At 53.3% G+C, this 15,306-nt stretch carries 10 protein-coding genes; 4 read left to right on the top strand and 6 right to left on the bottom strand.

Features of this window, described 5'->3' with window-relative positions; genetic code table 11:
* Positions 1 to 25: 25 nt before the first annotated feature.
* The 6 genes from H043_RS0114365 to H043_RS0114390 all read right to left on the bottom strand — a co-directional run bounded on the left by H043_RS0114365 (position 26) and on the right by H043_RS0114390 (position 10,123).
* Positions 26 to 1,696: an acyltransferase gene (locus tag H043_RS0114365; RefSeq protein WP_027612438.1), complete on the bottom strand. Its 1,671-nt coding sequence runs from the start codon at positions 1,694 to 1,696 to the stop codon at positions 26 to 28.
* Positions 1,697 to 1,786: 90 nt separating this feature from the next.
* Positions 1,787 to 3,133 (bottom strand): glycosyltransferase family 4 protein, encoded by a 1,347-nt coding sequence (locus tag H043_RS0114370; RefSeq protein ID WP_027612439.1) that lies wholly within the window; start codon positions 3,131 to 3,133, stop codon positions 1,787 to 1,789.
* The gene (locus H043_RS29130) at positions 3,130 to 6,873 is read right to left on the bottom strand and encodes a glycosyltransferase (protein ID WP_081730238.1); all 3,744 of its coding nucleotides are present in this window, start codon (positions 6,871 to 6,873) and stop codon (positions 3,130 to 3,132) included. Before H043_RS29130 ends, H043_RS0114370 begins: the two co-directional genes overlap by 4 nt.
* Positions 6,874 to 6,877: 4 nt before the next feature.
* Complete coding sequence (locus H043_RS0114380) at positions 6,878 to 8,218, bottom strand: ABC transporter ATP-binding protein (protein WP_027612440.1); 1,341 nt, start codon at positions 8,216 to 8,218, stop codon at positions 6,878 to 6,880.
* The gene (locus H043_RS0114385; protein ID WP_155953493.1) at positions 8,208 to 9,038 is read right to left on the bottom strand and encodes an ABC transporter permease; all 831 of its coding nucleotides are present in this window, start codon (positions 9,036 to 9,038) and stop codon (positions 8,208 to 8,210) included. Before H043_RS0114385 ends, H043_RS0114380 begins: the two co-directional genes overlap by 11 nt.
* A gap of 182 nt (positions 9,039 to 9,220) precedes the next feature.
* Positions 9,221 to 10,123 (bottom strand): glycosyltransferase family 2 protein, encoded by a 903-nt coding sequence (locus tag H043_RS0114390; protein WP_115989189.1) that lies wholly within the window; start codon positions 10,121 to 10,123, stop codon positions 9,221 to 9,223.
* 542 nt (positions 10,124 to 10,665) lie between these two features.
* Between H043_RS0114390 and H043_RS0114395 the strand changes: the two genes are divergently transcribed.
* The 4 genes from H043_RS0114395 to H043_RS0114410 all read left to right on the top strand — a co-directional run bounded on the left by H043_RS0114395 (position 10,666) and on the right by H043_RS0114410 (position 15,205).
* A complete protein-coding gene (locus H043_RS0114395; RefSeq protein ID WP_027612443.1) occupies positions 10,666 to 11,634 on the top strand; it encodes an NAD-dependent epimerase/dehydratase family protein in 969 nt (322 codons plus the stop codon).
* Positions 11,634 to 12,662 carry a glycosyltransferase family 4 protein gene (locus H043_RS0114400; RefSeq protein ID WP_027612444.1) on the top strand — a complete coding sequence of 343 codons (1,029 nt, stop codon included), beginning with the start codon at positions 11,634 to 11,636 and terminating at the stop codon, positions 12,660 to 12,662. The genes H043_RS0114395 and H043_RS0114400 overlap by 1 nt, the downstream gene beginning before the upstream one ends.
* Before the next feature lie 99 nt (positions 12,663 to 12,761).
* Positions 12,762 to 14,759: a nucleoside-diphosphate sugar epimerase/dehydratase gene (locus tag H043_RS0114405; RefSeq protein ID WP_177325628.1), complete on the top strand. Its 1,998-nt coding sequence runs from the start codon at positions 12,762 to 12,764 to the stop codon at positions 14,757 to 14,759.
* Between the two features lie 110 nt (positions 14,760 to 14,869).
* On the top strand, positions 14,870 to 15,205 hold the full coding sequence (locus H043_RS0114410) for a helix-hairpin-helix domain-containing protein (protein WP_027612446.1): 336 nt from the start codon (positions 14,870 to 14,872) through the stop codon (positions 15,203 to 15,205).
* Positions 15,206 to 15,306 lie beyond the last annotated feature (101 nt).

Raw genomic sequence — 15,306 nt, forward strand, 5'->3', positions numbered from 1 at the left:
TGATTCTCACCAAAGTCTAAGGCTCTTAATTGGATTGGATGTTTGAGAGCTGGAGTAGCGCTCGGCGTCCGTTATAGTCAGAGACCTTACTGCGCACAGCAATCGGGCTGGCCGGGTCAAGATAAACTGCCAGTCCCAGCATTTGCGGTGAGGGTTTACTGAGACCTGCTGTGAGTGTCACAACCTCTGTCCATTGATCCCCTGGCCTCAGCTTTTCAGACTTTGAAAGCGCAGTGTCCGACTTGTCGAGAATCTCCGCGTTCTTGTCCAGGAGGTGAACCGCCAGAATATATCCCTTGGGGAGAGGCTTGATCAGTTCGAAGGCCAACTCGATGTTGTCGCTGCCTGAACTCGTCTTCACGGATTTAGCGGCGACAAGGCGCAGATTTTCACCAAATTCCGGTGAACTGGTTAACGCGTGGTTCTTGACCAGGTAAGTGCATTCGTCTGATTGGCAGCCTTTGGGGGCGAACGCTGCGGGTAACACATTGAGGGCCAGGATCAAGGCACCTGCTGCTGCGAGGTAGGCACTTGCTCTTACATTGTATGCCGTGCTCAGGGCTTTTGGGATCGTGGTTTTGTTTACGCTCAGGATCAACTTGCGGCAGGGGTTCTCCACGGCTTTGTGCAGAAGAAACGCCATTGACAGGGCGATAGCCCAGTAGCCGGCAGTTTGCACAAGAAGTGGAAGATGGCTGAAGTACAAGGAGTTTGCCATGTACCACTGGAAGATCGTCATGTGTACCAGGTACAGGGAAAAGCTGATTTCTCCCAACAGCACGAGAAAAGGCGCGGAGAGGGCTTTGGAAAACACACCCTTGCCGAGAGCGAATACAACAATCAGGGCTGCAAAAAACAGGAAACTGCCGGACTTGATCAGGTAATAGTTTACGGCGCCGCCAATGGCACCGTGCATGGCAAAAATAGTCGTGAGCTTTGGCGTTATCCACATTGCGAATACTGCGAGCACAACGACCAGTAACTCTGCTGCGGAAAATAGCAGGCCGGATTGGTTCTTGGTACGGCTGTGGATTTTCTGATACACCCCGCAAGCGAGGACCCCTGCAAAAAACTCAATGATCCGAACAAATGGGTTCACATAAAACAGGCCCATCAGGCTCACCGATGGCGCTGCATCATCTGCCGGTATATTCCAAGCGATCGCGAATCCGAAAAACAATGCTGCCACGGTACTCAGGAAAATCAGTTTTACTTTCCAGCCCGGGATAAAACTGGAAATCAATAACGGAAAGCTGAAGTAAAAGAACATCTCGGTCGAGATGCTCCAGGCGACACCGTTGAATGTGAGAAATACATCTCTGAGGGGGATAAGGGACTGAATCAGAAACAGGTTGGCCAGGGCTGTAAATATAGCCTGAAGATAGGTCAGCCCACCCAGGTTCCAACCGGACGTCAGCAGGTACAGCAAGATGATTGCTGCGATGTGTGCAGGCCAGATCCGGGCTATGCGTGCTTTAAAAAAATGGGCAGTTTCCTGGCGTGTAGCGAGCGTTGGATAGTTGTACGCCAGGATAAAGCCGGAGAGTACGAAGAAGAAGGATACACCTTGAGCCAGGGACAGCGTCGTTGCCAGCCCCAAAGAGCCAAAAGCTCCATGGGTGTGTCCCAGAACGATCATTGCAGCGGCAAAAAAACGTAATGATGTCAGTGCGTCAAGTTTGACTGTCGCATGCATAAATGAATCCCGTGCGCTTGGTATTTAAAGCGAATGTGAAGTGCGTACAGCATCGGCCGTCCTTGGCCCCTGCTGTTCAATACAAAACCGTCAGACCGTTTCAGGCGTCTTCGCATACATGGCAAATGTCTCTCGGGCCATGATTTCCGGCGTCCTTTCGTAGTTCGTGGTTTTCGCGAGATCGTAAAGGTCTTGTGGGTTGGCAACCCAGGCTGACAGCTTGCGATAAAGATCTTCGGCGCTGCCGCGATCGAATATCTCTCCGTTTACCCCGGCCTCTACAAACTCGGTCATGCCGCGCACATCCGATACCAAGGCAGGGGTGTGGGTGGCCAGAGCGTTCAGCAGCACCAGTGGGCTGTTTTCATACCAGCGTGACGGGATTACCAAGGTGTCCATATCGCGCAGGATATTGACCATATCCTTGCTCTCGAAAACGCCACGGAACTCGATTTGCGTGCCGGAGCTTTTGGCTTTCAATTCTTCCATGTACGCCGGGTCCTGGTCGGTTGGACCATAGATCACCAATCTTGCACTGTCTTTTGGCAGGCGATTGAAGGCATCAATCAGCAGATCTGTACCTTTGTGCGGTGCTATCTGGCCGATGAAACCGATCACTGGAATGTGTTCGGCGTCTCGCTGCGGCTTCGGCGTGCGATCGACATCGATGCCGAACCACAAGGTTTTCATGGGTACCTTGATGTCGTTGTTGACATAGGCTTCCTTTAAAAAGGTGGTTGGCGCGACGGCACCTGCGTAGGAGCCGTTGTAAAGAGCTCCAAGAATGTCCGGACGCTCCGCGATGTAGTCGATCGTTTGATCGAACACACTGTTTTTCACGCCCGGCATTTTGCGCAGAGCAGTTACGGCGCTGGCGATGAGCTTGGCTGACGTGCCATTGTTCGCGTATCTGATCCAGCCCTCTTTCGACGTGCGCGCAGTCTCTTTCAAGTAGCAGGCCACGCAGTTGCTGCGAGTTCTGGACGGGCCTGCGCACAGTGCACCGTCGGCTGCTTCCAGTTTATTGGTCAGGCAGAAACCGAAGAAGTCCGTGAAAGTTGCGTAGGTCGGAATGCCCAAGGCCTTGGTCGCTTCGAGCAAGGCACTGGTGTGGTTGATCAAATGAGTGACGTGAACGATGTCCGGTTTCAAGTCGGCGAGAATATCGGTCAAGACCGGACGCATCTCCGCCTGGTAGTACGTTTCCTTGATATTGACGTGAGGGATTTTGTTTTTGTCGACCAGGACGACTTCAAAGCCTTCATGCTCATATCGAGTGATCAGTTCCGCTGCCGCCGGCTCGCCCTGGAACAAGGCGCTGACGATGACTACCTCGTGACCCCAGTTGCGGTAGTTCTTTGCCAGTTCCAGCGTATAGGTTTCTGTTCCGTAAAAATGATCCGGAAAGAAGCAGTGCACAAAAAAAACGATTTTCATTGTTTGGTTTCCGCCAGGGTTTCGGCATAGATCTGGTCATAGCTCGCAATCATTGCCTGGATCGAGAAGTGAGCCTCGGCTCTTTCGCTGTGACGGTCGGCAATGTAGGTGCGACGAGCACTGTCATTCAGCAGATCTACGATGATGTCAGAGAGCTTGTCCGCATCGCCGTAAGGGGCGAGCAGGCTGCTGTCATCGACAATCTCGCCAATTGCACCGATGTCATACCCGACAACCGGAACATGCATGCGCATCGCAAAAGGACTGACTTGGCCGAAGCTTTCTTTCCAGACCGGCGCAACAAACAGCTTCATGCGGCGGTACAAGTCCGGCAGTTGCGAGTAGGCGACATAACCGGTGAACTCAAAGTTGTCTGATACGCCTGCCGAGTTCACCGCTTCCTTGAAGGTCTCCATCAGACTTCCGCCACCGACAATCAATACGCGGGTCTGCGGGCGTTTCTGTACGGCTTTGATGAACGGAGTAATGGAGTCAGCATTAAGCTTGTCCGTTTCCAGTCGGTAAACCATGCCGATCGTGTCGGTAGCAGTCTGATTGGGCGCATCGGCTTTGAACATCGAGAAGTCGGAGCCGGGATAAACCGTTGCATTCGGTGCTTCTGCTTGTCCAAAAACGTTGCGAACGTAATCACTGACGTATACGTAACGCTTGATGGAGGGCGACAAGTAAGGCGCAACCGGTGTGTTGATGTTCTGGATGACAGGAATGCCTAATTGTTGCGCGGCACGCATGGTCTGGTCATACCAGGGTTCATCACAGTCGCCCCAGTAGTGCATGTGAATGACATCTGGTTGTAGTGCTTGCAGGTACTCGACAAAAGGCATCTCGTCTGCAGACAGTTTGATTTCCTTGATGGTGATGCCCGAATACGCGGCGGGGATCGGCGCATGGCTGGTCAGAATACTTTGCTCGAACCGGACGCCCAGATATTCGTAGATGTCCACTACCAGGCGTGAGGAGCCGCCGGTCATGAAGTTGGCGATGACATGCAGCACCCGCGGCCGGACAGCATTCACACTGGTTGGCTGCTTGACGATGTAAGTATCTTCACTGATGTCGGTGGGCGCATCAGTGTTCGACACAATAGCTGGTGGCTGGCCTCTCAGGCTTTTCTTCAAGGCCGAGACGGTCGGACTCAGCAAGCGACGTGCGGGGGCAGGGGTCACGAGGGAGGCGAGCATGTAGGCGATGCGCAAGTATTTCTTGAGATCGTTGGGTTGCGCTGCAAATGCCTGACTCAAACGAAACAGTCGGCTCCGGCCGATGGCTTGTAGCCGTTGCTCGCGATGTGCGACTTCAACGTTGAGCTGTTGCACGATGGCGTTCTTTTGTTCCAGGTGCTGGTTCAGGGCGCTGATCTCCTGCTGTCTTGCTTCAGAGGCAGCCAGTGCTTCTTGCAGGGCGTCATTAATTTCATTCAGCGTGGAGTTCAGATTCTGAGTCTGATTGATGGCGGACTCAGCAACCGCCTCTGTTTTGTTGATGAGATATTGGAACGCTGCCTCGGTTTGCGAGATGGCGGACACGAACGCTTCTTCCGTCTGTGTGATCGCAGAGTGAAACGCTGCCTCAGTCTTGGTGATGGCGGCCTGTACGGCGACCTCGGTCTGCGTGATCACAGACTGAATGGTCGCATCTTTGTCGATGACCACCCGATTCAGTCTCGCGGTTTCCGCCACGATACCTGGCATTCTCGACAGTTGAGAGTCGCGGTCACGAAGATGCTGATGCCACCATTGCGGGGTGCGATTCTCAGTGTTGGAAACGTATCGCAAGGCATAAGCGCACGAAGAAGCGAGTTCGACAATGGCGCCCAATTCGGACATACCAAAATCGGTCGGTTTTTCGAGCGAGCCCAATGAGGCGCACCAATCGATCGCGAGGGCCTTTTCTGCACTGGTGACACCTGTACGCCAATACAACGCAGCTTGTTGATTATTTCTTTTGCCGGACTCGATCAAACCCAGATTCAGGTAGGACCTGATTTGCTTGGTAATCAGAGTCGGGCTGTATTGGGTGCAGTCATAGGCCACACAAGTTTTATAAAGATCAATGGCGCGATCAGTGTCGCCTGCGGCCTGCCAGAGTTGGGCCATAACGAACGATATCGATACTTTCCAGCGCAACTGCTGCGGTGAATGATCCGGCTGATTCATGTAAGCGTCAGAATCTTTTGCAAACACTTCCAACTGATTCACCGTCAGTGTGGATGCCTGCAGCAGTTGGTAAGCCTGAATGCACAGTGCCGCTCCCAGGTCAGGTGAGGTCTCCGGGGCTTGAGCGGCGACTTCGCGGGCAAGCTCGAGCAGCTTCTGAGTGTCTTCGATGCGATGACCGATCGTGACCAGGCCTTTCACCAGCCAGGGGTTGGCATAGTCGTCAAAACGCGTGACCTTCCATCCCGGGTTTTCAGGATAGAGATCGTAGGTGGTTTCGCGGTAAGGCACGGTTGCGCCAAGTGTCGGCGATTTCATGCCGACCAGAAGGCACCATTCACAAGACGGATCTTTTTCGATCAATGTCTTGGGATCTACTTCATACAGCTCGCGAATGCCGACTGCCCACTCGTAAGCATTGTTGATTTTCGGTTTGTATTGATCCGCTGTCTGGGCGTAAGCCGCTTCGACGATGAAGTCTTTTTCCAGTTCTTTAACGATGCGTTCCCACGTGTAGACGTGAAAGTGGAATTCGTTCGGATCTTCTCCGGTTTCGTCTGACCAGTCATTTGGAACGGAAAGTACGATTCGCCCGGACGGACTTAGGACCCGGTAGAACTCTGCCAGCAATCCAACCGGATCCGGTACGTGTTCCAAGGTTTCAAACGAGGTAATGAGGTCGATCGAGTTATCCGGAATATCGTTCAGCGCTTCCGGCAGCCAGCCTTCTTTGAAGGTGAGTTGCGAATTGACCGCAGAGAAGTTTTTTTCAGCGTATTTGACTGCATAGTTGCTGCCATCAACGCCGAGGATCGAACTGGCGTCCGAGCAGTTGAACAAAGTATAGGCGCCGTAACCTAGTCCGCAGGCTGCGTCGAGGATGCGGTCGCCGTTGCGCACATAGCGACTGGCCAGGAGATAGCGAATGATATGGCCATCGGAGCGACTGCCAGGCTCGCGCGTCATGTCCATGTGCAGGTCGCGCTCGTCTTTCAGCGCTTCCAATGGATAAATGGTGGCGGCTTCCTTGGGAAGCTTCTCAAGCGGTATGGCAATTTTGCCTTGTTCATATTGCAGAGACTGGTAGTCGTTGACGCGATAGTAGGCAGGGTGTTTGCGTACGCCGTTTTCGAAGAACAGCATTTCCCAAGCTTTGCGGGCTTCTTTTGTGTCGGGTTCGCAGCTGGTGTCCAGAAACAGGAAGATGTTGCGTTCCGAGACTCTTGGCGCTTCGACAGCCAAACGCTTGAGGGAGAGAGCTGCGTCGTCGGCATGAGTGATCAATACCGTCGAAAAACTCTCGTCGTCCAATAGCAGGTCAGCACCGTCCCATGCAATGAACCGTCCTGGAAGCTGTGCATTGCCGCACTCGGTTTCAGCACCCGGGAAGACGTTGTACGCCTGCACACCCGCCAGCAGGAAGGCCCGCAGCAACTCTGTATCTGGCAGGCCGATATGTAGCACTTTGCCGTTACCACAGGCTGAAAGTACCTGCGAGACCAGTTGTTGCCGTTCCCCTGCCGTCAGTGATGCCGAGCAAATGTTTGTGGTGGAAATAGTCATTGGCTCAGCCCTTGAGTTCGATTGCTTTCATGCGGAGGTCGAGGACACCGCCAAAATGGTATTCGCGGGGCTTGGTAGCCACCGTAAAAAATGCCGCCTCGTCTCGCCAGTGAAGAATGCGTTGTTCGGCGTAGTAAGGTTTGCCTTCCTGGGATATGGCAGCCTGAATTTCGTAAAGGTTGGCGCCCAGACTGCATTCAAACTGAAAATCAACAGATGACTCGGTGCCGGCAGTGAATGTCTTGGTCCAGAAGGTCTCGCCCGTCGCCAGATTGGCGGCAATGGCCATGTCCTGGTTTAGCGTGCCCCAGGAGTAAATCTTGACGCCTTCCTTGTTGCGAAGACGCAGGCTCACATTCAGGTGCTCAAGATCGACGTTGCAGCGGAAGGACACGCGAATGACAGCCGTCTGCGTGGCATAGAAAACCTGGGTCTCTTCGCCCTCGGCGTTCAACACGCGCACATCCAGAACCTCGGCATCCTGATTACCGAAGGAGAACCGGTCTGCAGTTTTCGATTCGGTCCTGGCAGCCTTGTTATCGTCCTTCTGATGTTGCGCAGCCTTGTCGGAAAGGTTTTTCGTCAACTGTTGCAGGTAAAGACTTTCCTGTTCGTGCAGGTTCCTGCGGTAATCGAGGATGACGTCTGCCGAAGACCCGATGCTTTCAATTTTCCCATTCGACAGGAAGATCGCCCGCTGCGTCAGGGTCCGCACCGATTCTTCATCGTGGGAGACGAACAGCAGGGTTGTGCCATTGCTGGTGAGCTTTTCGATTCGTTCGTAGCAGCGTTTCTGAAACAGCGCATCGCCGACCGCCAAGGCTTCGTCGACAATCAGGATTTCAGGTTTCAGATTAGCCTGGACAGAAAATGCCAGCCTCACGAACATACCGCTGGAGTAAGTCTTTACGGGTTGGTCGACGAATTCCCCGATGTCTGCAAACGACAGGATGTCATCCATCAGTTCGTCAGTCTTGCTGCGACTCAGGCCGTGAATCGCACAGTTGAGATAAACGTTTTCCCGCCCGCTGAATTCCGGATTGAAACCTGAGCCCAGCTCAAGCAGCGCGGCAATGCGCCCATCGACATTTACCGTGCCCGAGGTCGGCGTCAGTGTGCCGCAGATAATTTGCAGCAGTGTGGATTTGCCCGAACCGTTTTTGCCGATGATGCCGACAGACTCGCCGCGTGCAACTTCAAAGTTGATGTCCTTGAGAGCCCAGAACTCATGGTGAAGTTTCTTTGATGGCAAGATCATCTGAAGCAAGCGATCGTGCGCTTTCTCATACATGTTGAAACGCTTGGAGAGGTCATTGACGCGAATGGCAACATCTTTAGAGGACATCAGCAAAGCCTGCGCGAGTTTTTTGGAAGAATGCAAAGCCGAGGCAGCAGATAACAATGCCGACGATATAGCTCGTGCCAAGTGTGTGCATATCAGGGATCTGGCCGAACAACAGGGTTGCGCGGCCATTTTCGATGATAGCGGTCAATGGGTTGATATATAGCCAGCCGCGGTACTCTTCAGGCAAGGCGCTGATCGGGTAGAAAACCGGCGACAGAAACAGCAGTGCCGTGGCGGCCATGCCCGTGACCTGGCCAATATCGCGTATGTATGCGCCGAGTGCGGACAAGATCCAGGATAGGCCTATCACCATCAGGATTAGCGGTATCAGAACAATCGGGAAAAACAGCGCAGTAAGCGGAATCGAGTGATTGAACACCAGTTGTGCTGCCAGCAGCACCGACAGGCTGACGCACAGGTGAAACAAGGCGTTCAACACCGAGGTCGGAGCGAGGGTTTCAATCGGAAAAACGACTTTTTTTACAAAGTTGACGTTGCCAGTGATCAGTTTGGGTGCCGAGTTGATGCATTCTGCGCAGAACGCATGAATGATCAGGCCGGTAAACAGAATCAGCGCGAAGTCGACTTTGGACCCGGTGGCCGCACCGGTGCCGCCCCAGCGCGCATTGAATACGGTTGAAAAGACAAATGTATAAATAGCGAGCAATAGCAGCGGGTTGATAAATGACCATGCTACGCCCCCCACTGAACCGCGATAACGAGATGAAATCTCTCGTTTCGTCAGTTGCATGATCAGTTGGCGATTTTTAATTGCGCTGATCAGCATTCGCAAAGGCGACGTTGGAAATGAATCATGCATGTTCAAGGCAAAAGCTCCAATGGAGGCCGTTCGGTAAGTTGATAGATTGTACGAGCGACGTTATTTAGTTCGCCTGAAGGTGGCGACTGGAAGTAACCGATGGGTGCAGCGCAATGACTGAAACCCGATTTGACGAATACACCGTTGCCGTCACGGTGAAGCTTTCGATAGGTTGTCATCGGTCAAATACCCTTCACGATGGCTGCGAGGAGAAGTCCGATGTTACCTGGCAGTGTCTGGCGGTAGACACCGGCACGCAGCAGTCCAAGAAGGCGGCGCGGCAAGTTGCCTTTTCGCGCAAGGCGAAAGCATTCAAGTTTTTTCCGGTTTTCATTAGTCAGCAGTGCGTGCGCCGAAGTCAGGCAATGGATGTTCTGTTCATTCCAGTTCGAAAAGCGTCCTTTGAGCATCTGGCGAAAGCGTGAAAGCCGGGCTTTCAATCCGGAGTTGGCCCCGATCAGGTTGTCTTCATGCTGACGATACAGAACGAAAGGTTGTGCGTCGTAGGCAACCTTGCCGCCCGCGCCGGTCACCAGAAGATAGGCCCACCAGTCGTGGGCGACGATCTCCAGATGATCGCCTGCGATGCGCATCAATTCGCGTGCTGCATGGTTGAACACCATCGTATTGCCTCCCGCGATGCTCTGTACCAATGCATTGGCAAACGCCGGAGGACGTGAAAAAAGTGGTGAGCATTCCATGGGCTCTCCGTGCGAGTTCATGCCGCGGGTCCTCCCGCAGTAAAGTGCCGGAACATCCGCGGGAATCGTTTGCAGCCAGTCCAGAGCTGTCTCGAGTTTGGTGTCCAGCCAGATATCGTCCTGATCAGACCATGCATAAAAATTCGCCTGAACAGCCTCGTTGCAGGTGAGAGTCAGGAAATTGGCGGCAAACCCCCGTTTGGGACCCTGGAACACGCGGACACTGTCTGCTGTCTTCAATCCTTCGGAAAACGCCGCGAGAATGTCCAGGGTCTGATCGGTTGATCCGTCGTCGGATACGGCAATTATCCAGTTTTCGTGAGTCTGGGTTGCGATGGAGGCCAGTTGGTCAGCCAGAAAACGTTGACCGTTGTACGTGCACATAAGTATTGCGACACGTTTAGACAATGAGCGGTGGAAGCAATTTGACTTCACGAGTTGGTTTGCCGGGTGAGTGTCCACGCTAGAATCTGATGTTGAGGGGCTATGCACCTGGCACTCCGTTGCGAATAAATGACTCGTTGGTCAGAAAAATCCGTGGCGAGGGCACTAACCGCGAGTTAGCCTCGGAATAACATTGGATGACCAAAGTCAAAACGGGCATTGTAGCGAAAATTACTTTGCCCTAGTAGTGCTTAGCCGCATCTGCGCAGGGATATTGACCGGCGGACAGGGGGCAATCAGGTAACATGTGCATCCGTCATTTTTATGGCTGAAAAGCATGGTCCGGGTTTACAGGTATCATGGCCGCCATAGACGACAGATCTCAGGCCTTGCCCTACAACAAATTCATTCGGTTTCGCGTGTTCAGTGCATTGGCTTGCTGACCAGGACGATGCTTCGCGATCACAGCAGACTGCGCGATATGTCGAGGTGTGGGACCAGGGTTGCTATCACGATGATTTTGCTATTTAAGAATGAGATAGATGAACGCTAGCACCGTATTGGTTACAGGTGGTTCGGGTTTTCTGGGCGGCGCCCTGTTAAGGACATTGGCAAGTCAAAAAGAATACTCCTTGCGCACGGCATTAAGACGTGACTGCAAAAGCCTGCCTGCGTCAGTGCGCGCGTTCAATGTTCCTGGCCTGACTCCAACCGTTGATTGGCAGGCTGCTCTGGTTGACGTCGACGTTGTAGTGCACGCCGCAGCACGGGTTCACGTGATGGACGAGCAGTCGGGCGATCCCTTGACCGAGTTTCGCTTGATAAATGTCGAGGGCACTCTGAACCTGGCTAGACAGGCCGTGAAAGCGAAGGTCCGTCGATTCATTTACATCAGCTCAATCAAAGTGAACGGGGAGTCTACTGTTCCTGGCAGAGCCTTTACGGCAGACGATCCCTTTTCCCCCGTCGATCCCTATGGCATTTCCAAGTGTGAAGCTGAAGAAGCTCTTCGCCAGTTGGTATCTTCGACGTCAATGGAACTTGTTATTATCAGGCCCGTACTGGTTTACGGGCCGGGCGTGAAAGCGAACTTTTTAAGTATGATCCGCTGGCTGGACCGGGGAGTTCCGTTGCCGTTTGGTGCGATCGTCAACAAGCGTAGTCTGGTGAGCCTGGATAACCTGATCGATCTGATACTGACGTGCTTCTCACATCCAGCAGCGGCCAACCAGACTTTTCTTGCCAGCGATGGTGAGGATGTATCCACAACAGAGCTGTTGATGAAAATCGGTCGAGCATTGAATAAGCCCGCGAGGCTGTTGCCATTTCCGGTGGCTTTTATGCGTCTGGGGGCAAAGCTCCTGGGCAGGGAGGCCATTGCCCAGCGACTCTTCGGTTCTCTTCAGGTTGATATAAGCAAAAACTTACGACTCTTGGGGTGGGTGCCTCCAATGAGCCTCGATCAAGGACTGAACGCGACCGTGCAAGCCTATCTGGAATCTCAAAAGTAATGAACTTCTACTGGATTGTTCCATTGTTGGCGGGAGTTTCGTTCGCCCTGACCGCAGGCTTAAGGCGTTATGCGCTGGCGCGAAGCCTCATGGATGTGCCGAATGACCGCAGCTCTCATTCAGTCCCGACTCCGCGCGGCGGAGGAGTGGCAATAGTGCTGAGCTATATTGTAGCGCTCTGTATGCTATATGGCTGTGGATTGATGTCATCTGATACCTTTATTGCTTTTCTAGGGGTGGGTTCGGTCACTGCTGTGATCGGGTTTCTGGATGACCATGGCCATATTGCCGCGCGATGGAGATTGCTGGCGCATTTCCTGAGTGCGGGTTGGGGAGTTTACTGGCTGGGGGGGCTCGCGCCCTTTGCCTTGTTTGGATTCTCGATTGATCCAGGCTGGATCGGACATTTTCTGGCTGTGGTTTATCTGGTGTGGATGCTGAATCTCTACAATTTCATGGACGGTATCGACGGTATTGCCAGTCTTGAGGCGATCACCGTGTGTTTCGGCGGCGTGCTTATCTATTGGTTCAGCGGTAACTCTGATCTTGCATTGCCCGCAGTCCTTCTTGCTGCTTGCGTAGCGGGTTTTTTGTGTTGGAATTTTCCGCCGGCGAAGATTTTCATGGGGGATGCAGGCAGTGGTTTTCTGGGTGTCGTGTTGGGACTTTTGTCTCTACAGGCGGCTTGGATCGCGCCTGATTTACTGTGGGGTTGGCTCATTCTGCTAGGGGTGTTTATTGTCGATGCCACCTTCACGCTGTTAAGGCGTCTGCTTCGCGGCGACAAGGTTTACGAGGCGCACCGGAGCCATGCCTATCAGTTTGCTTCCCGGTCGCATGGCGGTCATATGCCTGTCGCGCTTGCCGTCTGCCTGATCAACTTGCTCTGGCTAATGCCTATTGCGATTGGAGTAGTGCTCTACAAATGGGATGGAGCCTTCGCCCTGATCCTGGCTTACCTGCCTCTGGTGTGGCTGGCGGTCAGGTACGAGGCGGGACGACTGGAAGGTCGAACATCAAATAATTGAAAAACAGTGTTACTGTTTAGCGCTGCTGTAAAAGTCGTCTGTATCACAGGATTCGGCGCAAAAATTCAGTTGAAAGGATCGTGCTGAGGAAGTGACGGGATGATGGATAAAATTCGAGCGTATCTGCTGGGATTGCCTCGGCGCCGCAAAAGGTTGATTCAGGTTGCCACCGATATTGTGTTGGTGTGGCTGGCGCTTTGGTTGGCTTTTATCGTTCGGCTTGGCATCGACGATATGTATAACCCGTTGCGCGTCCATTTATGGTTGTTCGCGTCAGCCCCGCTTGTGGCTATCCCCCTGTTTATCCGTTTCGGCATGTACCGGGCGGTCATGCGTTACTTCGGCAACGACGCATTGGTTGCGATCATCAAGGCGGTCAGTCTTTCATCGTTGATTCTCGCGCTGATTGTTTACTGGTACAGCAATCACGAAACTGTGGTTCCGCGCTCCATAATCTTCAACTACTGGTGGTTGAGCATGGTGATCATCGGCGGACTGCGTCTACTGATGCGCCAGTACTTCATGGGTGACTGGTTCAATGCGGTTCAGCATGTGCCCTTTGCAAACCGCGACGATGGCCTGATCAAAGTTGCTGTATATGGCGCGGGGGTTGCCGGTAACCAACTGGTAGCGGCGCTTCGCATGGGGCGGGTAATGCGTCCGGTAGCGTTCATCGATGACGATCCGGGTATTTCCGATCGCTCCATCTCAGGCTTGCAGGTGTACAAGCCCAAGCATATTCAGCAAATGATCGATGTGACGGGCGCGAAGGAAATTCTACTTGCCTTACCCTCTTCGACCCGGGCGAGACGTCGGGAAATCCTTAACTTGCTTGAAGGTTTTCCGCTCCATATTCGCAGCGTCCCGAACTTTACTGATCTAGCCAGTGGCAGGGTCAAGGTTGAAGATATTCAGGAAGTGGATATCGCGGATTTGTTGGGGCGCGACTCCGTGCCTGCCCAACCTGATCTGCTCGAGCGTTGTATCAAAGGCAAGACGGTCATGGTCACGGGCGCAGGGGGGTCGATAGGTTCGGAGCTGTGCCGGCAAATATTTGCCTTGGGCCCGATCACTCTCATTTTGTTCGACCACGGCGAATTCAACCTCTACAGCATTTTGTCAGAGCTAGAGCAGCGTGCTGCCTGTGAATCGATTTCCTTGCGGTTGCTGCCGATTCTCGGGTCAATCCGTGACCCGGCCAAACTCCTCGATGTCATGAAGTACTGGAAAGTCGACACCGTTTATCATGCCGCAGCCTATAAGCATGTACCTATGGTTGAGCACAACATAGCTGAAGGTGTACTCAACAATGCAATGGGTACACTCAATACTGCTCAGGCCGCCTTGCAGTCGGGCGTTTCGAATTTCGTCCTGATCTCCACCGACAAAGCGGTGCGGCCTACAAATGTCATGGGCAGCACCAAACGTTTGGCCGAGTTGACGTTGCAGGCCTTGAGCCGTGAGATAGCGCCGGTATTGTTTGGTGACAAATCAAACGTTTCCCGAGTCAACAAAACCCGCTTCACCATGGTCCGTTTCGGCAATGTGCTGGGATCGTCGGGTTCGGTGATCCCGCTGTTCCACAGTCAGATCAAATCAGGCGGCCCGCTGACGGTCACCCATCCCAAGATCACCCGCTACTTCATGACGATTCCGGAAGCCGCGCAGCTGGTCATTCAAGCCGGATCCATGGGGCAGGGCGGTGATGTCTTCGTGCTGGACATGGGGGAACCGGTCAAAATTGTCGAGTTGGCAGAAAAAATGATCCACCTGTCGGGCTTGAGCATTCGCTCCGAGCGCAACCCTCAGGGGGATATTTCCATCGAATTCACTGGCTTGCGGCCAGGTGAAAAGCTCTACGAGGAGCTGTTGATCGGCGACAACGTAGCAGCAACACCCCATCCGATGATCATGACCGCCAACGAGGATCACCTGCCCTGGGATGTACTCAAGGCGCGCCTGCACGAATTACTCGTTGCAGTCGAAAAGGATGATTACTCACGAGTGCGCCAGTTGCTGCGCGAAACTGTCAGCGGCTACACCCCGGACGGCGAAATCGTCGACTGGATCTACCAGCAGCGCCGCTTGGAACCCTGATTGTTTCACATCCTGTAATAGACGCATTTTTGACACCCGCCAACCATCGCCTAAGTTTGGAGAGCAGCTTCGGAAAAGCTGCTTTCCCAAACGATGATGGAGCGTCATTTATGCGTAACGGTTTTTTCTACTCTCTGGTTTTTGCTTTGCTCACCAGTGCTTCAATCGCTGTAGTGGCGGCGCCTGCCGTTGTCCCGAACACGGATAAGGCTACGATGGTGAGCGATACCGTTGCGACGTCTACCAGTGAAAAGGTCGATCTCAACGGTGCGGATGCGATAACGCTGCAAAAACAGTTGTCCGGAGTCGGCGAGGCGAAAGCCAAGGCGATTATTGCGTATCGTGATGCTAATGGACCATTCGCCTCGGTGGATGAACTGCTTGAAGTGAAGGGCATCGGCAAGGCGATCCTGGATCGCAACCGCGACAAGCTGGAAGTGAACTAAGCTGATTATTCAACGCCAAGGGGCCGGTCATTGACCGGCCTTTCTGCTTTCTGGTGGTAGAGATGCGGCAGAGAGAGGGGCGTCGCGTTTGTCGGTGAACT

The sequence above is a fragment of the Pseudomonas sp. URIL14HWK12:I6 genome, assembly GCF_000514195.1.
In the GTDB taxonomy this organism is placed as follows: Bacteria; Pseudomonadota; Gammaproteobacteria; order Pseudomonadales; family Pseudomonadaceae; genus Aquipseudomonas; species Aquipseudomonas putida_A.

Coding starts and splice junctions, on each gene's coding strand:
- H043_RS0114365 (WP_027612438.1), bottom strand. CDS start 1,696: ATGCATGCGACAGTCAAACTTGACGCACTGACATCATTACGTTTTTTT.
- H043_RS0114370 (WP_027612439.1), bottom strand. CDS start 3,133: ATGAAAATCGTTTTTTTTGTGCACTGCTTCTTTCCGGATCATTTTTAC.
- H043_RS29130 (WP_081730238.1), bottom strand. CDS start 6,873: ATGACTATTTCCACCACAAACATTTGCTCGGCATCACTGACGGCAGGG.
- H043_RS0114380 (WP_027612440.1), bottom strand. CDS start 8,218: ATGTCCTCTAAAGATGTTGCCATTCGCGTCAATGACCTCTCCAAGCGT.
- H043_RS0114385 (WP_155953493.1), bottom strand. CDS start 9,038: ATGCATGATTCATTTCCAACGTCGCCTTTGCGAATGCTGATCAGCGCA.
- H043_RS0114390 (WP_115989189.1), bottom strand. CDS start 10,123: ATGTGCACGTACAACGGTCAACGTTTTCTGGCTGACCAACTGGCCTCC.
- H043_RS0114395 (WP_027612443.1), top strand. CDS start 10,666: ATGAACGCTAGCACCGTATTGGTTACAGGTGGTTCGGGTTTTCTGGGC.
- H043_RS0114400 (WP_027612444.1), top strand. CDS start 11,634: ATGAACTTCTACTGGATTGTTCCATTGTTGGCGGGAGTTTCGTTCGCC.
- H043_RS0114405 (WP_177325628.1), top strand. CDS start 12,762: ATGATGGATAAAATTCGAGCGTATCTGCTGGGATTGCCTCGGCGCCGC.
- H043_RS0114410 (WP_027612446.1), top strand. CDS start 14,870: ATGCGTAACGGTTTTTTCTACTCTCTGGTTTTTGCTTTGCTCACCAGT.